26 protein-coding genes and 1 tRNA gene are annotated in these 24,209 nt (G+C 65.3%); 10 read left to right on the top strand and 17 right to left on the bottom strand.

Translation table 11 applies throughout. The features are described 5' to 3' along the window. Nucleotides 1-424 precede the first annotated feature (424 nt). Nucleotides 425-787, top strand: a complete 363-nt coding sequence (locus OSH10_RS22015; protein ID WP_266334761.1) for a hypothetical protein — start codon at nucleotides 425-427, stop codon at nucleotides 785-787. Nucleotides 788-889: 102 nt separating this feature from the next. On the opposite strand, the gene thrS is transcribed toward OSH10_RS22015, so the two are convergent. Together thrS and blaOXA are read right to left on the bottom strand one after the other, a co-directional pair. Continuing rightward, a complete protein-coding gene (gene thrS / locus OSH10_RS22010; RefSeq protein ID WP_266334759.1) occupies nucleotides 890-2,860 on the bottom strand; it encodes a threonine--tRNA ligase in 1,971 nt (656 codons plus the stop codon). Nucleotides 2,861-3,067: 207 nt separating this feature from the next. Beyond that, entirely contained in the window at nucleotides 3,068-3,901 is an 834-nt protein-coding gene (gene blaOXA, locus OSH10_RS22005) for a class D beta-lactamase (protein ID WP_266334757.1), read from the bottom strand. A 103-nt stretch (nucleotides 3,902-4,004) separates the two neighbouring features. Between blaOXA and OSH10_RS22000 the strand changes: the two genes are divergently transcribed. After that, the gene (locus OSH10_RS22000) at nucleotides 4,005-4,898 is read left to right on the top strand and encodes a LysR family transcriptional regulator (protein WP_266334755.1); all 894 of its coding nucleotides are present in this window, start codon (nucleotides 4,005-4,007) and stop codon (nucleotides 4,896-4,898) included. Nucleotides 4,899-4,923: 25 nt separating this feature from the next. On the opposite strand, the gene OSH10_RS21995 is transcribed toward OSH10_RS22000, so the two are convergent. The 5 genes from OSH10_RS21995 to OSH10_RS21975 form a co-directional block, all read right to left on the bottom strand. After that, nucleotides 4,924-5,667, bottom strand: a complete 744-nt coding sequence (locus OSH10_RS21995) for an SDR family oxidoreductase (RefSeq protein ID WP_266334753.1) — start codon at nucleotides 5,665-5,667, stop codon at nucleotides 4,924-4,926. A gap of 78 nt (nucleotides 5,668-5,745) precedes the next feature. Next, nucleotides 5,746-6,672, bottom strand: a complete 927-nt coding sequence (locus tag OSH10_RS21990; RefSeq protein ID WP_266334751.1) for an AraC family transcriptional regulator — start codon at nucleotides 6,670-6,672, stop codon at nucleotides 5,746-5,748. 102 nt (nucleotides 6,673-6,774) lie between these two features. Beyond that, on the bottom strand, nucleotides 6,775-7,227 hold the full coding sequence (gene yidD, locus OSH10_RS21985; RefSeq protein WP_407660748.1) for a membrane protein insertion efficiency factor YidD: 453 nt from the start codon (nucleotides 7,225-7,227) through the stop codon (nucleotides 6,775-6,777). Beyond that, entirely contained in the window at nucleotides 7,154-7,447 is a 294-nt protein-coding gene (locus OSH10_RS21980; protein ID WP_266334747.1) for a hypothetical protein, read from the bottom strand. The genes yidD and OSH10_RS21980 overlap by 74 nt, the downstream gene beginning before the upstream one ends. A gap of 39 nt (nucleotides 7,448-7,486) precedes the next feature. Then, complete coding sequence (locus OSH10_RS21975) at nucleotides 7,487-7,942, bottom strand: iron-sulfur cluster assembly scaffold protein (RefSeq protein WP_266334745.1); 456 nt, start codon at nucleotides 7,940-7,942, stop codon at nucleotides 7,487-7,489. Between the two features lie 129 nt (nucleotides 7,943-8,071). Here OSH10_RS21975 and folE point away from each other — a divergent pair, with 129 nt between their 5' ends. Then, nucleotides 8,072-8,698, top strand: coding sequence for a GTP cyclohydrolase I FolE (folE, locus tag OSH10_RS21970; protein ID WP_266334743.1), 627 nt, complete (start codon nucleotides 8,072-8,074; stop codon nucleotides 8,696-8,698). A gap of 80 nt (nucleotides 8,699-8,778) precedes the next feature. Next, a complete protein-coding gene (gene hisI / locus OSH10_RS21965) occupies nucleotides 8,779-9,255 on the top strand; it encodes a phosphoribosyl-AMP cyclohydrolase (protein WP_266334741.1) in 477 nt (158 codons plus the stop codon). A gap of 32 nt (nucleotides 9,256-9,287) precedes the next feature. Here hisI and OSH10_RS21960 read toward each other — a convergent pair whose 3' ends face one another. Then, a complete protein-coding gene (locus tag OSH10_RS21960; protein WP_266334739.1) occupies nucleotides 9,288-9,716 on the bottom strand; it encodes a CBS domain-containing protein in 429 nt (142 codons plus the stop codon). Nucleotides 9,717-9,906: 190 nt separating this feature from the next. Next, nucleotides 9,907-10,764: a rhomboid family intramembrane serine protease gene (locus OSH10_RS21955; RefSeq protein ID WP_266334738.1), complete on the bottom strand. Its 858-nt coding sequence runs from the start codon at nucleotides 10,762-10,764 to the stop codon at nucleotides 9,907-9,909. Nucleotides 10,765-11,018: 254 nt separating this feature from the next. Here OSH10_RS21955 and OSH10_RS21950 point away from each other — a divergent pair, with 254 nt between their 5' ends. From OSH10_RS21950 to OSH10_RS21940, 3 genes are all read left to right on the top strand, one after another. Then, the gene (locus tag OSH10_RS21950; RefSeq protein WP_266334737.1) at nucleotides 11,019-11,648 is read left to right on the top strand and encodes a PAS domain-containing protein; all 630 of its coding nucleotides are present in this window, start codon (nucleotides 11,019-11,021) and stop codon (nucleotides 11,646-11,648) included. 411 nt (nucleotides 11,649-12,059) lie between these two features. After that, nucleotides 12,060-12,674 (top strand): transglutaminase-like cysteine peptidase, encoded by a 615-nt coding sequence (locus tag OSH10_RS21945; protein WP_266334735.1) that lies wholly within the window; start codon nucleotides 12,060-12,062, stop codon nucleotides 12,672-12,674. Nucleotides 12,675-12,881: 207 nt separating this feature from the next. Continuing rightward, the gene (locus OSH10_RS21940; RefSeq protein ID WP_266334733.1) at nucleotides 12,882-14,039 is read left to right on the top strand and encodes a CAP family protein; all 1,158 of its coding nucleotides are present in this window, start codon (nucleotides 12,882-12,884) and stop codon (nucleotides 14,037-14,039) included. A 68-nt stretch (nucleotides 14,040-14,107) separates the two neighbouring features. Here the strand turns inward: OSH10_RS21940 and OSH10_RS21935 are convergent, their stop codons facing one another. The 4 genes from OSH10_RS21935 to OSH10_RS21920 form a co-directional block, all read right to left on the bottom strand. Further along, nucleotides 14,108-14,629 (bottom strand): gamma carbonic anhydrase family protein, encoded by a 522-nt coding sequence (locus OSH10_RS21935; protein ID WP_266334731.1) that lies wholly within the window; start codon nucleotides 14,627-14,629, stop codon nucleotides 14,108-14,110. A gap of 169 nt (nucleotides 14,630-14,798) precedes the next feature. Beyond that, complete coding sequence (locus tag OSH10_RS21930) at nucleotides 14,799-15,014, bottom strand: DUF3126 family protein (RefSeq protein ID WP_266334729.1); 216 nt, start codon at nucleotides 15,012-15,014, stop codon at nucleotides 14,799-14,801. A gap of 116 nt (nucleotides 15,015-15,130) precedes the next feature. Next, nucleotides 15,131-15,955 carry a serine O-acetyltransferase gene (gene cysE, locus OSH10_RS21925; RefSeq protein WP_266334727.1) on the bottom strand — a complete coding sequence of 275 codons (825 nt, stop codon included), beginning with the start codon at nucleotides 15,953-15,955 and terminating at the stop codon, nucleotides 15,131-15,133. A gap of 298 nt (nucleotides 15,956-16,253) precedes the next feature. Further along, the gene (locus tag OSH10_RS21920; protein WP_266334725.1) at nucleotides 16,254-17,018 is read right to left on the bottom strand and encodes an alpha/beta fold hydrolase; all 765 of its coding nucleotides are present in this window, start codon (nucleotides 17,016-17,018) and stop codon (nucleotides 16,254-16,256) included. 154 nt (nucleotides 17,019-17,172) lie between these two features. Between OSH10_RS21920 and OSH10_RS21915 the strand changes: the two genes are divergently transcribed. Beyond that, a complete protein-coding gene (locus tag OSH10_RS21915) occupies nucleotides 17,173-17,421 on the top strand; it encodes a zinc-finger domain-containing protein (RefSeq protein ID WP_266334723.1) in 249 nt (82 codons plus the stop codon). 12 nt (nucleotides 17,422-17,433) lie between these two features. Then, entirely contained in the window at nucleotides 17,434-18,603 is a 1,170-nt protein-coding gene (locus OSH10_RS21910; RefSeq protein ID WP_266334721.1) for an FAD-dependent monooxygenase, read from the top strand. Here the strand turns inward: OSH10_RS21910 and OSH10_RS21905 are convergent. Continuing rightward, complete coding sequence (locus OSH10_RS21905) at nucleotides 18,600-20,063, bottom strand: GGDEF domain-containing protein (protein WP_266334719.1); 1,464 nt, start codon at nucleotides 20,061-20,063, stop codon at nucleotides 18,600-18,602. The two genes, OSH10_RS21910 and OSH10_RS21905, sit on opposite strands and share 4 nt — an antisense overlap. A gap of 123 nt (nucleotides 20,064-20,186) precedes the next feature. Further along, nucleotides 20,187-21,770, bottom strand: a complete 1,584-nt coding sequence (locus tag OSH10_RS21900) for an AMP-binding protein (RefSeq protein ID WP_266334717.1) — start codon at nucleotides 21,768-21,770, stop codon at nucleotides 20,187-20,189. A gap of 208 nt (nucleotides 21,771-21,978) precedes the next feature. Between OSH10_RS21900 and OSH10_RS21895 the strand changes: the two genes are divergently transcribed. Further along, nucleotides 21,979-22,656, top strand: coding sequence for a PadR family transcriptional regulator (locus OSH10_RS21895; protein ID WP_323181655.1), 678 nt, complete (start codon nucleotides 21,979-21,981; stop codon nucleotides 22,654-22,656). Nucleotides 22,657-22,676: 20 nt separating this feature from the next. Here the strand turns inward: OSH10_RS21895 and OSH10_RS21890 are convergent. Together OSH10_RS21890 and OSH10_RS21885 are read right to left on the bottom strand one after the other, a co-directional pair. Next, nucleotides 22,677-22,761, bottom strand: a tRNA-Leu gene (locus OSH10_RS21890). A 161-nt stretch (nucleotides 22,762-22,922) separates the two neighbouring features. Next, the gene (locus tag OSH10_RS21885; protein ID WP_266334715.1) at nucleotides 22,923-23,894 is read right to left on the bottom strand and encodes a hypothetical protein; all 972 of its coding nucleotides are present in this window, start codon (nucleotides 23,892-23,894) and stop codon (nucleotides 22,923-22,925) included. Nucleotides 23,895-24,209: the final 315 nt, after the last annotated feature.

The raw sequence follows: 24,209 nt of genomic DNA, 5'->3' as shown, positions 1-24,209 counted from the left end.
GCGACCCCGGTCCGGGCCCGGGGCCTGACCCAGGACCCGGGCCGACGCCCAATCCCAACGGCTTTCTTGCACGCCTGTTTGGCGGCGGTGGCGGGTCCTCCGACATCAATTGCGCGAATTTCAAACCCAGGACCTGGAATCAAAGAAAGCAATGGCAATACTATTGCGAGTTCAGAAAATAGATCTCTGCATAAATATAAATCGACACATGAATTGCGCATCACGGAAATATCAACAGACTTTATTTTCAATAACCTGATTATTCATTATAATAGGAAGTGCGACTTGCGCTTAGTGCGCGGGAAGCCAGAACAAGAAGTGAAATGTTGCATTAAACCAAGGGAGTTACACTATGTCCTCATACCGTAATATTCTCATCGGTGTTGCTACTTCCGCATTGTTCGTAATTGCGTCCGCTTCGGCCATGGCCGGGCAGGCATCCAGCTCCGCCACGCAGACGGCAGGCGGCACGTCCTCGACGTCGTCGACTGGCAGCGGCAGCGGCTCGGGTGGTCTCGTCAGCGGCGGCGGCGGCGGCACCGGTGCCAGCACGAGCTCGTCCGACAGCTACTCCACCACCACGACCGCATCCTCGAGCAACAGCTGGGGTTCGCTCGGCGTCGCCGGCGGCATTGGCGGCTCGTCGGGCAGCGCTGGCAGCGACTATCATGGCGGTGGCGGCGGCTCCGGCTTCTTCGGTGGCCATGGCGGCGGCGGAACCTCGGGCGGCTCGTCGCAGGGCAGCACGGCCGGCACCGGCGGTCTCAGCTTCTCTTGGGGCCCGTAACAGGTTCCTGCGCGCTTGCAGACCTGGATCAGGGACGGCAAGCAAAAACGGCCGGGGGAAACCCCGGCCGTTCTTCTATATCGACAACAAGGCGAAGACCGGTCAGGCCTCGGCGCGAGCCCGCACCAGATCCGGCGCCGTCGCCTCCGCCACCAGCGACGCGATCGCCTCGTCCAGCGACATCGACACCTGGTCGCGCGAACCGATGCGACGCACGTTCACCGTCTGCTCTTCCGCCTCGCGCTTGCCGCAGACCAGGATCACCGGGATCTTGGCGACCGAATGCTCGCGGACCTTGTAGTTGATCTTCTCATTGCGAAGATCAACCTCGGCGCGAAGACCTGCCTTGCGAAGCTTGGCGCAGACCTCCTCCGCATAGGCATCCGAATCCGAGGTAATCGTCGTGACGACGACCTGCTGCGGCGCGAACCAGAGCGGGAAGTGACCGGCGAAATTCTCGATCAGGATGCCGAGGAAGCGTTCCATCGAGCCGCAGATGGCGCGGTGGATCATCACCGGCGTCTTCTTGTTGCTGTCGGAATCGACATAGAAGGCGCCGAAGCGTTCCGGCAGGTTGAAGTCGACCTGCGTCGTGCCGCACTGCCATTCCCGGCCGATCGCGTCGCGAAGCGTATATTCGAACTTCGGACCGTAGAACGCGCCCTCGCCCTCGAGGATGCCGGTCTTGATCTTGCCGCCCGACTGTTCCTCGATCGTCTTCAGAACCTTGGTCATGACCTCTTCGGCATGATCCCAGTTCTCATCCGAGCCGACGCGCTTTTCCGGACGCGTCGAAAGCTTCACGACGATCTCGTCGAAGCCGAAATCGGCATAGGTCGAGAGGATCAGGTCGTTGATCTTCAGGCACTCTTCGGCCATCTGCTCTTCGGTGCAGAAGATATGCGCGTCGTCCTGCGTAAACCCGCGAACCCGCATCAGTCCATGCAGCGCGCCGGAGGGCTCGTAGCGATGCACCGCGCCGAACTCGGCAAGGCGCAGCGGCAGGTCGCGATAGGACTTCAGGCCGTGCTTGAAGATCTGCACATGGCCGGGGCAGTTCATCGGCTTCAACGCGAAGACGCGCTCGTCCTCGGTGTCGTCGCCTGCCGAGGTCGCCGCGAACATGTTCTCCTTGTACCAGCCCCAGTGGCCCGACGTTTCCCAGAGTGACTTGTCGAGCAGCTGCGGCGCGTTAACCTCCTGGTAACCAAGCGGGCGCAGCCGGCGGCGCATGTAGGAGATCAGCTCCTGGAACATGGTCCAGCCCTTGGCGTGCCAGAAGACGACGCCCGGGCCCTCTTCCTGGAAATGGAACAGATCCATCTCGCGGCCGAGCTTGCGGTGGTCGCGCTTCTCCGCCTCTTCCAGCATGTGGAGATAGGCGTCGAGCTGGACCTGGTCATGCCAGGCGGTGCCATAGATGCGCGTCAGCATCGGGTTGTTGCTGTCGCCGCGCCAATAGGCGCCGGCCACCTTCATCAGCTTGAAGGCGGAGCCGATCTGGCCCGTCGAGGCCATGTGCGGGCCGCGGCAGAGATCGAACCAGTCGCCCTGGTTGTAGATCTTGAGATCCTGCCCTTCGGGGATCGCGTCGATCAGTTCGACCTTGTAGGCCTCGCCCTTGTCGGAAAAGACCTTCTTGGCGTAATCGCGCGACCAGACCTGCTTGGTGAAGTGAGCATTTCGCGAAATGATTTCGCGCATCTTCTGCTCGATCTTCGGCAGGTCCTCGGTCGTGAAGGGCTCGTTGCGGGCGAAATCGTAGAAGAAGCCGTTCTCGATAACCGGGCCGATGGTGCACTGGGTGCCGGGGAACAGCTCCTGCACGGCCTCGGCCATCACATGCGCCGCGTCATGGCGGATCAGCTCGAGCGCGCGCGGGTCATCGCGCGTCACGATCTCAAGCCTGGCGTCGCGGGTGATCGGGTCGGAGAGGTCGGAGAGCACGCCGTCGAGGGTCATGGCGACCGACTTCTTGGCGAGCGACTTGGAAATGCCTTCGGCGATCGCCTTGCCGGTCACACCGGCTTCGAACTGGCGAACGGAACCATCGGGAAATGTCAGATTGATCATATCTGTCTCCTGCTCACTCCCGCAGACGAACGCGGGTAAGCGGTTGGGCTGAAAGAAGGCGAGATCCGGAACCCCGCCACCGGCCGACAATGCCGGTGCGAGACGGCTATACGATGGCAGGACGCCATTCAAGACGCCCTGCCCAAATGTGACGGAAACCGCCGGAAATCCAGCGGCTATTCCGCTTCCCGCCGATCCTGGCCCTCTTCAGCCCGCGGCCAGCCTGGCGAAATCCTTCACCATCGCGTCGCGGGCGATCATGCCGCCATAGGTCTTGGACCGTTCATTGCCGAGATTGAAGCGCGCGAAGGCGATCCTGCGGCCGTCCTTCTCTCCCCAGCCGACGAACCAGCCGAGCGGCTTGCTGCGATCGATCGCGCCCTTCGCGTCGCGCAGGAAGCCACTGCCCGTCTTGCCATGCAGCGTCCAGCCACCTTCGGCCGGATACTGCGCCAGGCTTGCCAGCGTCGCCTCATAGGCATGGTCGGAGACGCCGAGCTTGCGATCGAGGAAGCGGCGCACGAAGGCGACCTGCTCGTCCGGCGAGATCGCCAGCGACGACATCAGCCAGGACTGGGTCAAGCCATCCTTCTTGCCGGGATTGCCGGAAACGTCCTCATTGCCATAGCCGAAGCGGGCGACGTAGTCGCGGAAGCGCGCCTCGCCGAGCTTGCGGGTCAGTTCCTGCGAATACCAGACGATCGAATCCCGAAGCCAGATCGTCGGGTCGGTCGCCTTCTTCTGCTGTTCCATCGTGGTCTGGAATTCTGGCCGGTACTCCCATCTCGGATGGTGCGGATCGGTCAGCACGCCGGAATCGAAGCCCATCACCGCCAGCGGGAATTTGAAGGTCGAACAGGGCGCGAAACGACGTTCCGCCGAGCCTTCGCGATGGATCGCGGCGCCGCTCTCGACGTCGACCAACACCGTGGACACGAATTTCTCTGATGCCAGCGCCGCGGTGGCGAAGCCGGGACCGCCCAAAAGGGCTGCTCCCGCCGCCAGCGCAAAACCCTTGGAAAACTGCCGCCTGTCGATCATTCGCACCATCTCCGTTGCTTGGGATGCCCCTTGGTAGGTCACTCGCCAAAGCACGACAAACGATGATAACTCTGGAAAGCCATGAGAATATCTAGGGGATCAAATGGTTCGCCCGCATTTGCCTCTGAACGCGCTCAGGGCCTTCGAGGCCTCCGCCCGCCACCTGAGCTTCACACGCGCGGCGATCGAACTGGCGGTGACGCAGGCCGCCGTCAGTCACCAGGTCAAGTCGCTGGAAGAACGCCTCGGCTCGACTTTGTTCCGCCGCCTGCCGCGCGGACTGGCGCTGACCGATGAAGGTCAGGCACTTCTGCCGGCGCTGCGGGATTCCTTCGACCGCATCGCGGGCGTGCTGGAGCAGTTCGAAGGCGGCCATGTCCGCGAGGTGCTCAATGTCGGCGTGGTCGGCACCTTCGCGGTGGGGTGGCTGATCGAGCGGCTGCCCGCGTTCCAGCGCGCGCACCCGTTCATCGACCTTCGCCTTTCCACCAACAACAACCGCGTCGATATCGCCGCCGAGGGGCTCGATTTCGCCATCCGCTTTGGCGACGGAGCCTGGCACAGCACAGAGGCCGAGCGGTTGTTCGCCGCTCCTCTGTCGGTCCTCTGCATCCCCGAGATCGCCGAGCGGCTGGCGCAGCCGCAGGATCTGCATGGCGAAACGCTGCTCCGCTCCTACCGGGCCGACGAATGGCCAAGCTGGTTCGCCGCCGCCGGCATCGCGGCGCCGACCGTGAAGGGGCCGATCTTCGACTCGTCGCGCACGATGGTGGAGGCCGCCATCCTCGGCGCCGGCGTGGCGCTGGCGCCGCCGCTGATGTTCCAGCGCCAGTTGGCCGCAGGCGCCATCCAGCAACCGTTCCAGACCTTTGTCACCCATGGCTGCTACTGGCTGACCTGGCTGAAATCCTCCGCGCCCACGCCCGCGATGCGGGCGTTCCAGGCCTGGATCCTGGCCGCCTCGCTGCCCTATTCCGAATCTGCCGAGGCCAGTTGATCGCCGATCGGATTTGTCACCGACGCTAGGCGGCGCCCGCGAGGGCGACCGCATCGGCGCCTGCCGGAAAATGGAGCCGGCCCGTCATGTCATGCACTGCCGCCCAGACGGCCTCGGCGACGTCGCTTTCCCGCGTCGTCAGAGCCGGCTTGGCAAAGCCCTCGAAGATCGGACCCGCGAAGCCGGCATAGTCTTCGGGGATCAGGTCGGCGATGCGGAGCGAACTGTTCGCGGCAAAGCGCGTCGTCGGCGCATAGCCAGGCTCGACCAGCTTGGCACGAACGCCGAAATAGGCGAGTTCATGCGCCAGCGAACCGGTGAACCCCTCGATTGCCTGCTTGCTGGCGGTGTAGGCCGCCGCGAGCGGCATCGCGGCCAGCGTGACGCTTGAGGTTACGTTGATGATCGCCCCAGATCGGCGCTCGCGCATTTGCGGAATGACGGCCTGTGCCGTCGCCATCGTGCCCAGCGTATTGGTTTCGAATACATCGCGGATGTGAGACATCGGCGTTGCCTCGAAGGCGCCCACCACCCCGATGCCGGCATTGTTCACGAGGACATCGATCGGCCCCGCCGCTTCGACCGCCACGCGAATGCTCTGCTCGCTCGTAACATCGAGCGGCAGGATCCGCAGGGCGCTGGAAGGCGGAAGAATATCGGAGCGCGGCTTCCGCATCGTGGCGATGACGTGCCAGCCTCTGGCAAGAAAATGGCGTGCCGTTTCCAGGCCGTAGCCGGACGAACTGCCCGTAATCAAAATGGTCTTCATGACAACCTCCATCGCGTCTGCAGGTCGTCTTTTAGCCCAGCCCATCCGGACGAAACATAATATTAAGTCCGATTTTTATTACCAACTGTCCAAATCGCCCGGCGGCGCGAGGGCTCCGGCAGTTCGAGAAAACCGGCCCGGCGCACAGCCGACGCGCTTTCGGAAGGCAGTGCTGAAAGCGCTTGCCGACTCGTAGCCGATCTCGTCGGCTATCGTGTCGAGCGTCTTGGCGCCGTGGATCAGGGCATCCTTGGCAAGCGACATCCGCCATCGCGCCAGATATTCGATCGGGCCACATCCGAGGATCATCGCAAAGCGGGCCGCGAACGCTGACCGGGACAGTCCCGCGAGCCTCGCCAGACCCTCAACCGTCCAGTTGGCCCGGACATCCGCATGCATGGCGCGCAGGACGCGCGAGAGGAACGGATCCCGCATTCCGCTCAGCAAGCCTGCGGCATCGGAGGCGACGCCGTGCCGACGCAGCGCCTCCAGCAGCAGGACCTCAAGCAGGCGTTGCAGCATCATTTCCTTGCCAGGATCATCCCGCAGGCATTCCTCCTGGATCAAGTGGATGACCGTGCCGATGCGACCCGTTCGCCCCTCTCTTGCAGGAATATGTACAAGTCTTGGAAGCAGCATCAGCAACAGAGCGGAATTGACAGGCTCGACGCAGAACGTTCCGCCGAGGGAGACAAAATCAGGATCACCATCCGGATCACCATGGCGGACGGCCACGTCCGTAGGATCACGCAGATCACCCTGGATGCCCACATCGCTGCTGAGGGAGAAGGCTGGCGTGGTGGGAATGAGTATGAAGTCGCCCTTCGCCAGCCGGAGGGGCTCGCTCCCTTCGAAGGTGATCCAGCAATCGCCCTCGAGAACGATCGTGAAGCCGGGAGCGTCATGGGCCGCGTATCGAACGCCCCACCGGCCGCGCCCCGTAATCGGCTTGGAGATTGCGGTGGTAGGGCGCAGAAGCGTGATGATGTCGCTGAGAGGATCCATCTGGACGACCCGTAAAACTTGAGGCCCACTCATTGATGGATAGTCCAGCTGGCGTGTCCAGCCAAAATGCGCCGATCTCGACCGGCCGAGCTATTTCGGCGGCTAGAGGTCGAGCCGCGTCTTTGGGTCGATGTGCTTGCCCGTCCATCGGCCATAGGCCCAGGGCCGGTACCAGCGGCCCCCGGGCGGCAATTGTTCCGGCACCGGGTCGTAGCCGGAGGCGCCGAAAGGACCGCAGCGCTGGAAGCGCGCCAGCGTCATCCAGCCTCCGGCCCAGAGCCCGTAGCGGCGGATGCATTCCTCGCCATAGCTGGAGCAGGTTGGCAGATAGCGACAGTTCTGGCCGATGAAGGGCGAGAGCGTCAGCTTGTAGACGCGGATCAGCCCGATGCCGAACAACCCCGGCCAGCGCGCGGGCGAAAAATCGCCCCCTGCCCGGCCGGCGGAGGACTCGAGAGGTGCCGCTTCATGCCGGCAGCCGTCACGATGGGCAGTGGAAGTACAGATAGCGTCCGGCCTCCTGGCCCGCAGCCCGGGCGACCGTGTGGTCGCCATTGATCTTCTTGGCCTCGGCCAGCGCGATCGTCGCCGCCGTCACCACCTGGGTGAGCTTGCCCCGGTCGGAACAGACCGGATGCAATTGGGGCGTCGTCGCCTTGACCCGGTCGACGATGGCCTGGGCATCGTTGGAAAGAGCGAAGGCCGCGCTGGTGCCTGCCGCCAGGGCGAGGAAGCAAACCGCCGCCCCCCGTGCAATCCGAAAAGAATCCTGCATCCGCATGGCGCATCTCCCTGCCACCCTCCGGCGGCTCGACTAACCGCTCGTCATTTCAAGCGCTTGCCGCTTCGCCTCGATCTGGCCGATCGCATCGACGACCGCGTCGAAGGTCAAGAGGGTCGAGGCGTGGCGGGCCCTGTAGTCGCGCACCGGTTCCAGGAATTTGAGATCGCCGAAGCGACCCTCCGGCGGCGCGCCATTCTCCTGTAGCATCTTCCGCATGGTTTCACGCAGCGCCCGCAAGGTCGGCGCGTCGGTGCCGACGACATGCCGCGCCATAACCGAGGACGAAGCCTGGCCCAGCGCGCAGGCGCGCACCTCATGGCTGAAATCGCTGACGACGTCGCCATCCATCTTGAGATGCACGGTCACGGTCGAGCCGCAGAGCCTGGAATGCGCGGTGGCGCTGGCGTCCGGCTGGTCGAGCCGGCCGAGCCGCGAGATATTGGCGGCGAATTCCAGGATCCTCGCATTGTAGATGTCGTCGATCATTGCGACCTCCTCACGCCAATATAGAAACTCGCCAACCGAGGGACCAGATAGTAGGACTGCGGCCACGCAGTCGCACCATCGGCCCATTCGGGATCCTCCGCCCGAGTCCGGCCCAGTCGGAGTACCCCCATGGACGCCAAGAGCCCCCCGGCGAAGCCCGAGACGCAGCCTGTTTCAAAGGCGAACCATCGTCCGAGCCGCGAGGAAGCCGAAGCGGCCGTCCGCACGCTGATCGCCTGGGCCGGCGACGACCCGTCGCGCGAGGGCCTGATCGACACGCCGAAGCGCGTCGCCAAGGCCTTCGGCGAGTTCTACAAAGGATATCACGAAGACGCCGCCGAAACGCTGGATCGGGTGTTCGACGAGGCCGGCGGCTATGACGACATCGTCCTGGTGCGCGATATCCCCTTCTTTTCGCATTGCGAGCACCACATGGTGCCGTTCATCGGCAAGGCGCATATCGCCTATTATCCGAGGAGCGGCGTGGTCGGCCTGTCGAAGCTGGCCCGTGTCGTCGACATCTTCGCCCGCCGCCTGCAGATGCAGGAACGGCTGACCAACCAGATCGCCCAAGCCGTCGATAGCGGCCTCGATCCGCGCGGCGTCGCCGTCATGCTGGAAGCCGAGCATCATTGCGTGTCGATGCGCGGCGCCCACAAATCCGGCGTCTCGACCATCACCACGAGCTTTACCGGCATCTTCCACAAGGACCCGGCCGAGCGCGCCCGCTTCCTGTCGCTGGTCCAGCACCGCTAGCGTTTCAGGCGCATCACCCCTTTTTTCTTCCTTCGCCGCCTTTCCGGCGCTATGGCGGTCGCAAACCGCCGGAGTAGACCATGACGACCCTTGCCGCCGACCAGCCCCGTTTCGCCAAGCCCGGCAGCCATGCCGAAGTCGAGGAAGGCAACATGCTCACGCCCCGCTTCGGCGCCGATGGTCTGGTGGCGGCCGTCGTCACCGACTTCGACACGGGCGACGTCGTGATGCTCGCCTGGATGAATGCCGAGGCGCTCGCCAGGACGATCGAGACCGGCGAAGGCTGGTACTGGAGCCGCTCGCGCAAGGAGCTCTGGCACAAGGGCGCCACCAGCGGCCACGCCCAGACGGTCCGCGAGATGCGGGTCGACTGCGACCAGGACGCCATCTGGATCAAGGTCAGCACCGCCGGCACGGGCGCGAATTGCCATACCGGCCGCAAGGGCTGCTTCTACCGCACGGTTCCCGTCGGCCAGCCGCTCTCGCCCGACCTGAAGCTGGCCTTCACCGGCGACGCGCCGCTCTTCGACCCCAAGGCCGTCTACGGCGACGGCTGAGGGCAGCGTCGCCGCCGCCCTGCGCCGGCCGCTCAGGCCATCGCGATATAGGCGCGCATCTCGTCGGCTTCGCGCTCGACCTGCTCGATCCGCGCCTTCACCACGTCGCCGATCGAGACGATGCCGGCAAGCCGGTCGCCCTCGACCACCGGGAGATGGCGGAAACGCCCCTCGGTCATGCGGGTCATGACGTCGTTGATCGTGTGGCCGTCGGTGCAGGTCACGACCTTCGCCGTCATGATCGACGACACCGAGCCCGCGAGCGCATCGGCGCCGCGCGCCAGGGCGCGGACCACGTCCCGCTCGGAGACGATGCCCAGGATGCGCTGCGCGCTGTCGGTGACGACGACCGCGCCAATCCGGCGCGTGGCCAGGATCTGGACCACATCGGCGATGCTGCGATCGACGGGGACGGTGACCACCTCCCGTCCCTTCTTGGAAAGAATGGCTGCAACCGTCATTGGCGTCGGCTCCCTGTTCCAGACAGGGCCGGCCGCTCTCTCACCTGGACCGGTCCGGACCCCAACCATGATCGGAGGCACGATCGCCTTGCGATCATCCACCGGGCACGACGCCAGGCTCTGCGCCCCGATCATCGTGCCCGTGCCGAGATGATGGGACCGCGCGCGGGCGAAAGCAAGGTAATCGCGATCAGGAGCGGTGGCGCCCGATCGGGTCGAACCAGGGAAACAGCAGGACTCCGAAGAGGAAGCCGCCGAGATGGGCCTCCCAGGCAATGGTGCTGTTGGTTACGCCGGGCGGCGTGAACAGCAGGCCGAAGACCAGGTTGAAGACGAACCACACGCCGAGGAAAGCGACGATGCGCCGGTCGCGCACCATCTGCATGAAGGAAAGCGCCGGCCGGAAATCGGCATCGCTGCGCGGCATGCCGCCGCCAAGCCGGCCACCGGCCGAAAAGGCAAACCGCGCCGATGCCGCCATCTGGGCCGAGATCGCCGCCGAAGCGCCGATCAGCGGCGCCTGTCCGGAGGGATAGAGCAGCAGGTGCGCCGCCGCGCCGGCCGCTGCGCCGCCCAGCGAGAAGGCCAGGAAACGCCAGGCGCCGAAACGGCGCGCCAGCGGGGTGCCGAAGGCGGCGAGCCACAGCGCGTTGACGCCATAATGCATCCAGTCGGCATGCAGGAAGGCATAGCTGAAGAAGGTCCAGACATCGCCCGCGACCCCGCCCGGCCAATAGAAGCCCTGGATTGCCGGCCCGGTCAGGCGGATCGGGAAGAAGGCGAAGGTGGCGATCAGCCAGCTCGCCTGCTCCTCGTCCAGCACATAGACGCGCAGGACATGCACAAGCGCCAGCACGGCCAGAGAGGCAATGATGACGGTAGGGAGGTTGAATATCGGTTCGCGCTCGGCGCGTTCGCTTCTCGGGCTCATCGATCCGGCATAGTCGGCCCACGAATTCAGCGCAAGCGTGGTGAGAACGGGGGCGTAAAAATGGATCGGCCGTCCGGCGCGCTTCTCAGACGGGCACGCGCGGACGGCCTTCGTCACGCCCCGTCTAGCCCCCCGGCATAAGACGCCCCGTGAACGCAACGTAACCTGTCATGCTTCAAATTTAAGATCAATATCGAACTACCCTCAACCTGTGCGTAACCCTATCCGGCGGCTTTTGCCCCGGCGGGTCCGCCATCTGCTATGAGCGCCGTCATCGGTGGCGGCATCGCTTCCTCCGGAGCGCGGACTGCAGGGGCGCGGCGCTTCCGGATGCCATCGGACAGCCTGGGCGCCCGTGAGTTTCGATCCCGATGCGGCATTCCTCGACCCGACAGCTCCACACCTATTGGCAGCGCCAGCGCGACGGCAGGCCCGCCCCGCTGCGCAGCGCCATCGAGCCGGCGCACATTGCGGGTCTGCTGGGCGATGTCTTCATCCTCGATGCGTCGCGGACGGAGAGTTTCCCGTTCCGCCTCGCCGGCACCCGCCTTTGCGCGGGCGTGGGTCGGGAGCTGACGGGCGAGAGCTTCCTGGCGCTGTGGCAGGGCGCGGATCGCGACGCCATCCGGGCGGCCCTGAACGGCGTGACGCGCGACGCCGCGACGCTCGTGCTCGACCTCGCCGGACGGACCGGGCGGGGCAGCACGCTGGCGATGGAGATGCTGCTGCTGCCGCTCAGCCAGGACGGTCGCAACCCCGACCGCGTACTGGGCCTGCTGGCGCCGCTGGAGCGGCCCTACTGGCTCGGCCTGCATCCGATCCCCCGGCTGGAGATCACCGGCCTTCGATGGCTGCCGGTCGAAGAGAGTCAGCCCGTGCCGGCCCGCCCCCTGCCCGCCACCCCGCGGCCCACACAGCGCGAGACCTCGCCGGCCGTCGCGACCCAGCCTGCCGGACGTCGCCGGCAGCATCTCGTCGTGCTGGATGGCGGTCGCGACTGACTTCTTCCGGCGGCGGAAGGTACCCGCGCCGATCAGGCTTGGTGCCCCTCGCGCTGAGGCTCCGATCACCCGCTGTCAGATTTCGCCCGAGCCGGTCGTCCGGATGAGGGTCTGGAGCCCGGTTTCGGCCCGGCTCGCGGCGCTATTCACAATTTCCTTACCATGATGTGTCCGCCGCATCACAGCGAGCTCGGGAACCCAGCGATTCCGCCACAAACGCTTGCCGGTGCGCTTCGCATTGTCCACTCAGCAGAGACAATGCCGCGAGAGTAATTGGTTAATCGTTCATTAAACCAAAGCTTAAACTTCGTCGCGAATTTGAAGAGAAGTCGATTAGAATCATCGGGCTTGGCTTAGATCCCAGTAAAAGCATATATGGCATAGTCTTCCTCGGACAAGAGGACGGGTTCTATGTCGTTTGTACGCGTATCGAGTTGCATTGTCGGGCTTGCGTTGTTCTTCGGCCTGATCGCCGGGGCTTCCGCACAGGAACACGCCGCATTCATGCGGGTGACGGGCAAGACGAGCCAGCCGGTCGGCCATTACGAGCTCTGCTCTCGGATGCCGGTCGAATGCAACGAGATCACGCGCAATGCCGCGCCCGTTCATCTGACGGTCACGCGCTGGAACGAGCTGATCGCCGTCAACGACAACGTCAATACTGCCATCGAGCCGGTAACCGACGAAGAACTCTATGGTCGCCAGGAATACTGGAACTATCCGGAAGACGGTAAGGGCGACTGCGAAGACTTCGCTCTGCTGAAGCGCCGCGAACTGATCGAGAAGGGCTGGCCGGCGGGCGCCCTGCTGATCACCGTGGTGCGCCAGACCAATGGCGAAGGCCATGCCGTGCTGACGGTCCGCTCCGACCGCGGCGACCTGGTGCTCGACAATCTCGAGCCGAAGATCAAGCTCTGGGGCGACACCGAATACCAGTTCGTCAAGCGCCAGTCCGACCAGAACAGCGGTCGCTGGGTTTCCATCGACGACGACCGGCCGACCCTGGTCGGCAGCATCCAGCGCTGACCGCGCCAGCGGGCCGCACGGGCGGCCTGCTCTCCCGGCTTGCGCCACGGCGCGTCTCACGCCGGGGCCGAAATCCACGCCGCCCAGATCGGTGCGGAAGCCCGCTTGTCCAGCTAGCCGGCGATCGCTTTCCCTTACGTCAATTCCACGCTATTCTCTGTGCCTCATAATTCCGGTCGTGTCCTTTCAGCAGAGGAAGCGCGGTTTATGTCGAACGCTCGCCCGAGATGGAACGGCAGCGCCATCGCTGCGCTTTGCCTGATCGCGGTCCTGGGCCTGCTCGCCCCTGTCGAGACCGCCAACGCTCTCACGACAATTCCGCCCTTTGGCGGCGTCGGCGACCATGACGACACCGACATGTGCCCGAACGGCTCCTACCTCATCGGGGCTAAGATCCGCTCCGGCGCCTGGCTCGACCAGATGGCGCTGACCTGCGCACCGGTCGACAATATGACGGGCGCGACCGGGGCCAGCAAGGATGTCCTGCCGCCGCGCGGCGGATCGGGCGGCGGCGAATCCAGTGGCACCTGCCTGCCCGGCTTCATCATCCACGGCGTCGGCATGCTCATGACGCCCGGCGATCGCCAGGTGCGGCTGATGATCTTCAACTGCGTTTCCACCACCAGCGCCGACCGGCACAATCTTGACCTCGGCAACAACGCGCCCGTCTTCCCCAACATCGTCCAGTCCTGCCCGGCCGGCGAGGCGGCGGTTGGAATCCGTATCCGTCACGGACGTCATGTGAACGCGCTCGGCCTGATCTGCGACACCTTCAAGCAGATCACGATCCAGCCGCCGCCGGAGGTGGTCGTGGTCGATTGTCCGGACGGCGGCGACGAAGTGCCGTCGGAATGGAGCGACATGCTCAAGGCACACAATGAGCGGCGGGCGGAGCATTGTGCGCCCAAGCTCAAATGGTGCGAGTCACTCGCCAAATCCGCGCAGGTCTATGCCAGCCAATGCATCGTCGGCTCGCACGACCCCAACATCGCGCCCAACACCGGCGAGAACATCGCAAACGCGACCTATATCGAGAATGGCAGTCCCGTGCTGCCTGCCCTTTCCGACCGCGACGCGTTCGAGCAGACCTGGTACTGCGAGATCGCCAATTATGATTTCGACGATCCGGCCATCGTCGGCGGCTTCACGCAGAACTGCCAGCGCGTGAACGGCCATTTCACCCAGGTCGTCTGGAAGGACTCGGGCTTTCTCGGCTGCGGCCGTGCCACCTGCGAGATCGGCGGCGTGCAGGGAACGCAATGGGTCTGCCGCTATCGGCCGGCCGGCAACTTCAATGCGTCGGATCCTTTCGTCCTGCGACAGCAGGTCCACAGGCCTCTGCAGCCAGGGCAGGAGTGCGAGTAGCCGCATCGGCTCCAAGACGAAGCCGGCCGGATGGGCGGGCTTGTCTTTCGGCCGGATTCCCGAGGCCGCTATTCGAAGCCGGCCGCATAGCGACGCCAGTTGGCGACATAATGCGCGGCGGCGCCCCGCAGCTTGACGATGGCCGCCTCGTCCAGCGCGCGGATCACCCTCGCCGGCACGCCGACGACCAGCGAGCCATCCGGGATTTCCTTGCCTTCCGGCACCAGCGCGCCGGCGCCGATCACGCAATTCGCGCCGATCCTGGCGCCATTCATGATGGTGGCGCCCATGCCGACAAGACAGTTCCCGCCGATGACGCAGCCATGCAGGATGGCGCGGTGGCCGATGGTACAGCCCTCGCCGATCGTCAGCGGATAGCCGATGTCGGTGTGGAGGATGCAATGCTCCTGGACATTGCAGCGCGCACCGAGGGTGATGCGCTCATTGTCGCCGCGCAGCACGGCGCCGAACCAGATACCGACTTCGTCGCCGAGCGTGACCTTGCCGATCACGCGCGCGTCCGGGGCGACCCAGAATCGATCCGCGGCGGGAACGTCCGGCCAGATTCCGTCGAGCGCGTGCAGGGGCATAGCGGGTTCCGATCCAAGGCTGCGGGGCGAGTTGCGCTCCGCGCCGGACCGGCGGGCGGGGACGCAAGGGTCGCCGCTTCTCGGGGTACCCACGACCGGCGCCTGGCTTGAACCAGCGCCAATCATGGAACCTCCGTATCGATCGTCGAGGCGCCTCGGGCGCCGCGTCTCAGGCTTCCTCGAGGTCGATGTCGAGGATGGCCATCGTGAAGTTGTAGGAGAGCTCGCCCTCCTCGTCGTCCCGGAACAGGACGCCGACGAATTCATCGCCGAAATAGACTTCCGCGGTGTCGTCCTTGCGGGGGCGCGGACGAACGGTGATGCCCTTCATGTTGAAGCGGCGGTGAAAGAAGCTCTCGAGCTTCTGGATCTCTTTTCGATCCAATTTGATCTCCTCAGGTTCGGGGAAAAGACCGGCTGTCGCCCCGACGCGGAAAACGCCGGGGCCCGTCGCGACCACCGCCCCGAGCGGCGCCGCTACAACCCTTGAAACTATGTCGATTATGCCTGATCCGGCAGGATCTGGTCCATCATTCGCGACGGCTCCGCACAGGGCGCCTTGCCGACCACCTTGGCCGGAACGCCGGCAACCGTCGTATTGGGCGGCACAGCGTGCAGCACGACGGATCCGGCGGCAACCCTCGAGCAATGGCCGATCTCGATATTGCCGAGGATCTTGGCGCCCGCGCCGATCAGGACGCCGTGGCGAACCTTGGGATGGCGGTTGCCCGTCTCCTTGCCGGTGCCGCCCAGCGTCACGCCTTGCAGAATCGAGACATCGTCCTCGATCACCGCGGTCTCGCCGACCACGAGGCCGGTGGCGTGGTCGAGGAAGATCCCCTTGCCCATCGGCACGGCCGGATTGATGTCGACCTGGAACACGGAAGAGGACCGGCTCTGCAGGTAATAGGCGAAATCGCGGCGCCCCTGCCGCCACAGCCAGTTGGCCAGGCGATGGGTCTCGATCGCGTGAAAGCCCTTGAAATAGAGGATCGGCTCGATGGCGCGGTTGCAGGCCGGATCCCGGTCGAACACGGCCTGGATATCGACGCGGATCGCCTTGGTGATGTCCGGCTCGGAAATGAACGCCTCGGCAAAGGCCTGACGGATGAACTCGGCCGAGAGATCGCGGTGATGCAGCCGTTCGGCGATGCGATGCGCGACCGCATCTTCCAGCCGATCATGATTCAAAACCGTCGCGTAGATGAAGCTCGCGAGGGCCGGTTCGGCCCGCATGATTTCCTCGGCCTGCGCCCGCATCGCGGACCAGAGCGGATCGAAGCTGGCGAGACCCTCGCCGACGAGGCGGGAATTGACGGCCGACATTGACGTCTCCTTGCTGCCATCCATCTGCAGCCTTCTTCCAGGCGGCACCCTAACATGGGGGCCAGATGCCGCAAAACAGACATCCGCGCCTGAAAATTACGCCGTCCGTGCCCGCGATGCGCGCTCCGGACGAGGGGAGAGACATATCGGCCGGAGGCGAAAATGCAACGGAAATCAGATTATCGGCACAGCCAATTCGGCGCCCTCCGCCGCTCTGACGCGTCCGGCCGCCGGTCGTTCCGCTTGAATCGGCGTCTTCGCCGAAGCCGCCAACCCTCTGTCCGAACAGGCCTTTGCCTCAGGCGCCCCGCAGGCCGTTCTTTTCGAGGAATGCCAGCACGCCGGCCTTGTAGACCTTGTCGCCGACGGCCAGCATGTGGTCGCGCTTCGGAATATCGAGCACCTCGGCATTCGGAATGATGGCGGCGAGGTCGGCGGCGGAACCGGCCAGTTCGTCGCGCTCGCCGACCGCGATCATCACCGGCAGGCGCAGCGTGGCCAGGTCGTCGGCCGAGATCGGCTGACGCGTCGCCTTCATGCAGGCAGCGAGAGCCACGCGGTCGCTTCTGGTCTGGTCGGCGAACTTGCGGAACATCTGCCCGATCGGATCGGTGATGCCGTCCGGCTCCTCCGTCTCAAGCGCATCGACGACCGGGCCCCAGGGGCCGATGCCGGTGACGATGCCGTATCCGAGGCCGCCGAGGATCATCGACTTCACCATCTCGGGATGGCCGAGCGCGAGGAAGGCGGCGATCCGCGCACCCATCGAATAGCCCATCACGTCGGCGCGGGCGATGCCCAGATGCTGGAGCAGGTTGCGCGCATCCTCCGCCATCGCGGCGACCCGATAGGCGCCCACGTCATGCGGCTTGTCGCTGTGGCCGTGGCCGCGATTGTCGAAGGCGATGACCCGGCGCCCCGCCTTGACCAGCGTATCGACCCAGCCGGGATTGACCCAGTTGACCCGCGCGCTCGATCCGAAACCGTGGATAAGCAGGATCGGCGGCCCCTCGCCCTCATCGAGATAAGCGATGGAGTAGCCGTTCGAAAGGAAGGTTTGCATGTGGGGAACCCGAGAATGACTGCGGCGCACTTATGAAGGATGCTTGCGGCCGCGCCAAGGTGTCGCCGCGCCGGACGGGAGCCCGGCCTGTTCATCGCGCCATCACAACGCTATGGTCCGTGAAATTGTTGCTTCGAACCGACGGACCCACGCCATGGCCGCACATGTGATTCCACATTTCCACAATGATTCCGGTGTCGTGACGATCGAGATCGGCGTCAAGGAATTCATGTGCGTCGGCGCCAGGCCGCCTTTCGACCACCCGCATATCTTCATCGACATGGGCGACGACAACGAGAAGGTCTGCTCCTACTGCTCGACCCTCTATCGCTACAATCCCCGCCTGCACGGCACGGAGACGTCGCCGCCCGGCCATCTGTTCATCGATCCGATCGCGGCGTAGCGGTCCCGGGGCATGACGGCGAACCGCGTCGGAATTGCAGGCGCGGGCATTGCGGGCCTGACCACCGCCCTCTCGCTGGCACGGCGGGGAATCGCCTCGACCGTGGTCGAGCGCGCGCCGCAATTGTCGGAAGTCGGCGCGGGGTTGCAGATCTCGCCCAATGCCGGCCGCATCCTGGAATCGCTGGACCTCACCGAGGGACTGGATCGCGCCGCGGTGATGCCGGAAGCGATCGACATGCGCTCCGGCCGCACCGGCGAGCCGATCGTCAGCCTGCCGCTGGGCGAGAGCGCGCGCCGGGCCTATGGCGCGCCCTACCGGCTGCTGCATCGCGCCGACCTTCAATCCATCCTGCTCGAAGCCGTCCAGGCGGATCCGCGGATCGAGCTGAGGCTCGGCGCGGAAGCGACGGCGGTGCGCCAGACCCACGAGAACGTCACGCTGTCGGTGGGCGACGAGACACTCGATTTCGACGCCATGATCGTGGCCGACGGGGTGCGCTCGAAACTGAAGCAGGCTGTCGATGGCGCCCTGCCGTCCCGGCCAAGCGGCCGCACGGCCTGGCGCTCGACCATTCCCGTCGGGGTCGCGCCGCGCGACCTGCCGCATGAGCGCACCACGGTGCTGCTGTGCCGCGACGCACATGTCGTCATCTATCCGCTGCGCGGCGCCCGCCTGATCAACATCATCGTCGTGATCGAGGAAGACTGGGGCGACGATACCTGGAGCGGCCCGGGCGCCGCCGAGGTTCTTCGGCAGCGTTTTGATCAGGACAGCACCCGGTATATCAGCCGTTTGACCAAGCTCGACCTGCAATGGACGCGCTGGTGCCTGGCGGAAGTCGAACCGAGCGGCGTCTGGGTCGAGGGCCGCGTCGCTCTCATCGGCGATGCCGCGCACGCCATGCTGCCCTTCCTGGCGCAAGGCGCGGCGATGGCGATCGAGGATGCGGACGTGCTGGCGCGCGAACTGTCCAATGGGCCCGTCGCCGACGCCCTGCAACGCTATCAGGCGCTGCGGCGTCCCCGGGTGATGCGAGTCTGGAAGACGGCCCGCCAGGCCGGGCAGATCTATCATCTGGGCGGGCCGATGGCGGTCGCGCGCGACCTCACCATGACGGCGCTGGGCGGCGAAAGACTTCTCCAGCGCTATGACTGGATCTATGGCTGGCAGTCGTCCTAGGGCCCTGCCGCGTCGGTACGGCTCGGCGCCGCGTACAGCACAATCCGGTTCCGCCCCGTCTCTTTCGCCTGATAGAGCGCCGCGTCGGCGAGCGGCAGCATCTCGATCACGCCGCCTGCCGGGTGGCGCACCCTATGCACGATACCGATCGAGATGCTGACCCGGATTTCGAGCCCGAGAGCGGCCTTGACAGACAGGCGCTCGACCGTGTGGCGCAGCCGCTCGGCCATGGCGAGGGCGTCGTCGCAGGAAATGTCCGGCAGGGTAATGGCGAACTCCTCGCCGCCGACCCGGCCGAACAGATCATGGCGCCGAAGCTCGCCGGCGATCGCATCGGTCACCGCGATCAGGACCGCGTCGCCCGCCGCGTGGCCGTGCTGGTCATTGACCCGCTTGAACTGGTCGATGTCGATCATCAGCACGGCGACGCCGGAAAAGAGATTGGCGCGCGGCCTGGCAAGCAGTTCCGCGCTGCGCTCGAGATAGGCGCGGCGCGCCAGGATGTCGGTCAGGCCGTCCATGCTGACAGCGCGATCGAGCCGTGCCAGCAGCTTCCTCTGCATGACCGAGATGGTCGCGACGGTCAGGGGCCCCATCGCCAGCAATGTCAGGCCGAGACGGAAGGAGGTCTTGCTGTCGAGCAGATCATCGGAGGGAGGCAGGGCGTAGAGATCGGCCGATTCCGCCCCCAGCATGGCAAGGCTCGTGATCATCACGAGCAGGGACGTCGCGCACAATCCGTAGGTCAGTGAACACCAGAGCAGCGCCGGCACCGGAAACGCGATCGCGCCGGGCCCGCCAATGGCCACCGACCCCACCACCGACAGGCAGAGCGCCGCGACGGGCATCGTCGTCTTGGCATCGGGCTCGAAATTGACGAGGGAGTCCGCAACCGTCCCGAGAGACCACACGGCCGGCAAGGTGAGCAGCACCGGCAGGATGACGACGTAATTGCTGAGTTCGGTGGTGAACCAGAACGCAATTCCCGCCCGGAGCGGAAAGTTCGATAGAACAGGCGCGATCAGGCACCCCACCACGGCCGAGGTCCCGGCGGCGGCGACGCAGATCAGCAGCATGCGGAGCACGGACAAGGGATGCCGGAGCGCCCGGTCCTCCGCATGGAGACCGCGAGACAGGGCAACGCCACAGGCGACGCCCAGTATGTTGGCGCCCGTCAGCCACAGGCTGGTGACGATCGGATCGCCGCTCAGATAGCCCGCAAAGAGGAACGCCGCCACCGCCGCGATCCAGCCATACAGGTCCGCCAAGGCGGGACGGATGACAAAGAGGCCGAGCAGGATCGCATTGGCCGGCCAGAACGCGGCGACGAAGCCGAGCGGCCGGGTAACAATGCCGAGCATGGCGGCGCAGAAAACGACGAGCGCGACCCAGACTATCGGGCCCAGGCGCGATAGGATCCCGTCGGCCATGACCCGGATGCGCTCGGTGCTGTTCATCATCCCCGCTTGGGTCGCCACATGGCGGATCGGCCCGATCCACTGGGGCAGGACGCAGTCTCGGAAGCCACGAAAGCCGTCCTCGCCACCCTGCGCAATGGGCGTCCGACATCGCGCACGAAAATCCTAACCCCGCGCCAACGCCGCGATCGCCGGATAGTCCGTCTTGCCCGTCGCCAGCATCGGCAAGGCTTCGATCGTGACGATCCGCTTCGGCACCATGATTTCCGGCACGCCATGCACCTTGGCGGAAGCGATCAACGCATTGCGGTCCGCCGCGACCCGATCGGTCACCAGCACGATCTGCTCACCCTTGCGTTCGTCCGGCACCGAGACGGCGGCGTGGATATTGTCCGGCCAGACCTGCGCCGCATAGGCTTCGACCGCCGCCAGCGAGATCATCTCGCCGCCGATCTTGGCGAAGCGCTTGGCGCGGCCGCGAATGGTGATGTAGCCGTCCGCGTCGAGCGTGACGATATCGCCGGTGTCGTGCCAGCCATCCGGCGTCTGTTCCAGCACGCCCGGCGCGCCCTCGCGCATGTAGCCGAGCATGACGTTGGGCCCCTTGATCCAGAAGCGACCGCCTTCCTCGAGGCCCGGCACCGGCTCGATCCGGTAGGACATGCCCGGCAGCAGCCGGCCAACCGTGCCGTCGCGGTGATAGAGCGGCGTATTGGCCGAGACGACGGGAGCCGCCTCGGTCGCGCCATAGCCCTCGAACAGTTCGATGCCGAAGCGGTCGCGCCAGAGCGCGCGGGTCGCCGGCTTGATCTTCTCCGCGCCCAGCACCACAAGCCGCAGCTTGGCGAAATCCTCGGGCTCGGCCATGCGCGCCCAGCCGGCCGCGAAGGTATCGGTGCCGATCAGGATGGTCGAGCCGCTGTCGCGCACCAGCGCCGGGATCTGCTTGTAGTGCAGCGGCGTCGGATAGAAGAACACGCGCATGCCGATCGCGAAGGGCGCGATCAGGCCGACCGTCATGCCGAAGGAATGGAACACCGGCAGCGGATTGAACAGCGAATCGTCCGATTTCAGCTCCAGCGTCCGCAGGAACTGCTCGACATTGGCGAGCACATTGGCATGCGTCAGGGCCACGCCCTTGGGCGCGCCTTCCGAGCCGGAGGTAAAGAGCAGGACGGCGATGTCGTCCGGCCCGACTCGGGAAAGCGCGTGCAGCGGCCGAGCCAGCCAGGACGAGACCACGCCGCGCAGCTTGTCGAATTTGCTGACGGTCTTGCCGATGTCTTCCAGCCACAGGATCTCGACATGCGCCTGCAGCGCCGCGACCAGTTCCTCCAGCTTGCCCTCGGCGATGAAGCGGCGCGATGTGATCACATGCTTGATGTCGGCCGCCTTGCAGGCGACGAGCAGGTTCTTCGGCCCGGCGGAGAAATTGAGCATGGCCGGCACCCGGCCGAACGCCACGAGGCCAAAAAAGGCCGGCGCCACGGTGGCCACGTTGGGGAGAAGCAGGCCGACCCGCTCGCCGCGCCGGGTGCGTGCGGCGAAGACCCGACCCAGGACCTGGGCGCCGATGACGACGCGATCGAAGGTCATGGGCTTGCGCTGGTTGTCTTCGATCACCTCGCGCTTGCCGCCGAAGCGGGCGCGCGAATCGAGCAGCATGCCGAACAGTGTCTTTCGCCAGCGCTTCTCGTCGAGCGGAATCGCCTGGGTGGCGGGGCTGGGAATGGCAGTCGGCATGTCCATAGGCGCTGGTTCGCTCTGCTACGGGGTCAGGAGGGCCGCGCATCTTCCGAACGGCCCATCACCATACAATGACGCGCGACACAGAAGCGAGTTCAGCGTGAGCGCCGCGCCGCCAGTCGCCCGCACTGCGACATGTCGTAAGATATATCTTGACGCGACCCCGCGATGGATTTAGCCAATTTGTATCTTACGATATATCGGAGCGATCGTGCCTGACAGTCCCCCGGGAAACCCACGCGGCGATCATGGCCGCGCTCTGTTGTCGATGGCCCGGCGCGGCGACAGCCCCGAAAGCCCGGTATCCGGGCGCGCGCCCCTGGGCGGACGGGGGGGCGACGGATTCCGTGTCGGCCGCATGGTCGCGGATGGCGACCTTCGTCTGGTGGTGCTCTCCCTGCTCGCGAACCTGCCTCGCCATGGCTACGATATCATCAAGGCCATCGAGGAATTGACCAGCGGCAGCTACAGCCCGAGCCCGGGCGTCATCTATCCGACCCTCAACTATCTCGAGGATGCCGGGCACGCGACGGCGAGCAGCCAGGGCAACAAGAAGGTCTATTCGATTTCCGCGATGGGCACCGCCTATCTGGCTGAGAACCGCCTCGCGGTCGACGTGATCCTCGACCATCTCGACCGGATCGGCCGCCGCATCGCCCAGGCACGGGAATGGTTCGGGCGCGGCGAGGCCGCCTTGCGCGACGACCGGCCCGATCGCGACATTCCCGGCGTCATTCCGGAGATGAACGACGCGAGGCGGGCGCTGAAGGCGGCGATCGCCTCGAAGATCAGCGCGACATCGATCGAGCAGTACCGCGTCGTCGAAATCCTGATGCGCGCCGTCGCGGAGATCCGCGCCGAGCCCCCCGAAGAGGGCATCGACATCTAGAGTCTTCGGCGCTGGTGCGGTGGTGCGGGCGGCGGGGGTCGAACCCGCATGACCGAGGTCGAGGGATTTTAAGTCCCTTGCGTCTACCAGTTTCGCCACGCCCGCAGCGGCGGCTTTCTGCCATCTTGGCGGCGTGCTGGATAGGGGAATTGCACAACGCCGAACGCAGTTGTGCAAAATCGTGTCGCGAAACCGCGTAGAACGGCGAGACCCGCCCTGCCCCGGCCGTGCAACTCCGCGGCCCGTCGCGGCGACGCGTGGCCAGCCTAGGCCGGCGTCACGGGCTCCAGGAAGGCACTACGCAGTTCCTCCCAGCCATGGTCGGCAATCGACTGGCGCAGCAGCCAGCGCTGCCGGTTCGCTTCCTCGGGATTGGCGAGCGCCGCCTGCCAGATGGCGCCGGCCGCCTCGGCCTCGCCATGGGCATAGAGGCACATGGCATAGGTGTGGCGCGCGAAGATCAGATCGCCCTTCTCGCAGGCCGCGCCCTGCCGGGCCGCCTGCAGCGCCGGCCCCATCCGGCCCTTGGCCCGCAGATGCGCCGACAGATTGAGCCAGTAGGTCGCGACCTTGGCCCGATCCTGCCGCCGGGCGCGAATCGCCTCGCGCTCGCGCGTCCCGTCGAAAACCAGCGACCGGATCAGCGCGCTGATGGTCCCGTTCTGGCTGAACCAGTCGAGCGCATGATGGCCCGAGAACGGCATCTGGATGGCCGTCAGAGGATGGCGCTGCCGGATCAGATCGGCGTGCCGCAAGTCGTTGCGATTGTAGGGATCGAAGAAGATGTAGCCGCCGACCGGAGCGATCCGCGCCACCGCATCATAGCGGCAGGCCAGCATGTCCTGCTCGCTCTGCCAGCGCCGCTCCCACGGCACGGTGCGGATATCGGCCGAAAACTGCGGCGCGAACAGCAGCACGCGCTCCAGCGACAGGCGCTCGGAAAAATTGAGCGCGCCATAGCCGCCCATGCTCGAGCCGTAACCGACCCGCCGCCGGCTGCCCAGGCGCTGGTTGATCCGGTCGACGACCGGATCCATCTCGGAATGCTGGTACCAGTGGTTGCCATGGGATTTCACGGCCACGACATTGATGTTGTTGTTCGAGAAATGGCGCAGGCCGAACGCCGCACGATCCGGATCCTGCCGGTTGTACCAGGGATCAAAGCAGACGACCGCCGGACCATCGTCCTTCAGTTCCGCCCACACCCGATAGGACTGACCGGAGAACAGCTCTTCCATGTAACATCTCTTCGCTGAAACGAAACTACATTCGAACTAATTTCAAACCAGGGCCACAACGAAACAAACGCGACGATGCCGATGCTTTCGAACGAGAGGATACACTATCGACGGCAGGGAAAATTCTCCAGTCCCGCAATGCAATATCCGATGCTGCAAAGCGGCGTCGGAGCGAAAGCCCGGAGACGGGGGATGGCGGCCTCGGCTTTCGCACGCCAAGAGGCTGCACGCGGGCCTGCCCTGCCCGCCCGACTTCAGTTGCCGGCGTAAAAATTGCCGGCCGGCAGACGCATATCTTCAACTGCGGAACAAAAT

It is taken from the genome of Kaistia defluvii, from assembly GCF_026343955.1.
GTDB lineage: Bacteria > Pseudomonadota > Alphaproteobacteria > Rhizobiales > Kaistiaceae > Kaistia > Kaistia defluvii.
The sequence above is the reverse complement of the archived record's forward strand: the minus strand, read 5'-3'. Positions and strand labels throughout refer to the sequence as shown.

Coding starts and splice junctions, on each gene's coding strand:
- OSH10_RS21980 (WP_266334747.1), bottom strand. CDS start 7,447: ATGCAGGATTCTTTTCGGATTGCACGGGGGGCGGCGGTTTGCTTCCTC.
- OSH10_RS21945 (WP_266334735.1), top strand. CDS start 12,060: ATGTCGTTTGTACGCGTATCGAGTTGCATTGTCGGGCTTGCGTTGTTC.
- thrS (WP_266334759.1), bottom strand. CDS start 2,860: ATGATCAATCTGACATTTCCCGATGGTTCCGTTCGCCAGTTCGAAGCC.
- OSH10_RS21915 (WP_266334723.1), top strand. CDS start 17,173: ATGGCCGCACATGTGATTCCACATTTCCACAATGATTCCGGTGTCGTG.
- OSH10_RS21950 (WP_266334737.1), top strand. CDS start 11,019: ATGCGGCATTCCTCGACCCGACAGCTCCACACCTATTGGCAGCGCCAG.
- folE (WP_266334743.1), top strand. CDS start 8,072: ATGGACGCCAAGAGCCCCCCGGCGAAGCCCGAGACGCAGCCTGTTTCA.
- OSH10_RS21885 (WP_266334715.1), bottom strand. CDS start 23,894: ATGGAAGAGCTGTTCTCCGGTCAGTCCTATCGGGTGTGGGCGGAACTG.
- OSH10_RS22000 (WP_266334755.1), top strand. CDS start 4,005: ATGGTTCGCCCGCATTTGCCTCTGAACGCGCTCAGGGCCTTCGAGGCC.
- OSH10_RS21995 (WP_266334753.1), bottom strand. CDS start 5,667: ATGAAGACCATTTTGATTACGGGCAGTTCGTCCGGCTACGGCCTGGAA.
- OSH10_RS21905 (WP_266334719.1), bottom strand. CDS start 20,063: ATGATGAACAGCACCGAGCGCATCCGGGTCATGGCCGACGGGATCCTA.
- hisI (WP_266334741.1), top strand. CDS start 8,779: ATGACGACCCTTGCCGCCGACCAGCCCCGTTTCGCCAAGCCCGGCAGC.
- OSH10_RS21940 (WP_266334733.1), top strand. CDS start 12,882: ATGTCGAACGCTCGCCCGAGATGGAACGGCAGCGCCATCGCTGCGCTT.
- yidD (WP_407660748.1), bottom strand. CDS start 7,227: ATGGCGACCACACGGTCGCCCGGGCTGCGGGCCAGGAGGCCGGACGCT.
- OSH10_RS21975 (WP_266334745.1), bottom strand. CDS start 7,942: ATGATCGACGACATCTACAATGCGAGGATCCTGGAATTCGCCGCCAAT.
- cysE (WP_266334727.1), bottom strand. CDS start 15,955: ATGTCGGCCGTCAATTCCCGCCTCGTCGGCGAGGGTCTCGCCAGCTTC.
- OSH10_RS21960 (WP_266334739.1), bottom strand. CDS start 9,716: ATGACGGTTGCAGCCATTCTTTCCAAGAAGGGACGGGAGGTGGTCACC.
- OSH10_RS21935 (WP_266334731.1), bottom strand. CDS start 14,629: ATGCCCCTGCACGCGCTCGACGGAATCTGGCCGGACGTTCCCGCCGCG.
- OSH10_RS21900 (WP_266334717.1), bottom strand. CDS start 21,770: ATGGACATGCCGACTGCCATTCCCAGCCCCGCCACCCAGGCGATTCCG.
- OSH10_RS22015 (WP_266334761.1), top strand. CDS start 425: ATGGCCGGGCAGGCATCCAGCTCCGCCACGCAGACGGCAGGCGGCACG.
- OSH10_RS21920 (WP_266334725.1), bottom strand. CDS start 17,018: ATGCAAACCTTCCTTTCGAACGGCTACTCCATCGCTTATCTCGATGAG.
- OSH10_RS21910 (WP_266334721.1), top strand. CDS start 17,434: ATGACGGCGAACCGCGTCGGAATTGCAGGCGCGGGCATTGCGGGCCTG.
- blaOXA (WP_266334757.1), bottom strand. CDS start 3,901: ATGATCGACAGGCGGCAGTTTTCCAAGGGTTTTGCGCTGGCGGCGGGA.
- OSH10_RS21990 (WP_266334751.1), bottom strand. CDS start 6,672: ATGGATCCTCTCAGCGACATCATCACGCTTCTGCGCCCTACCACCGCA.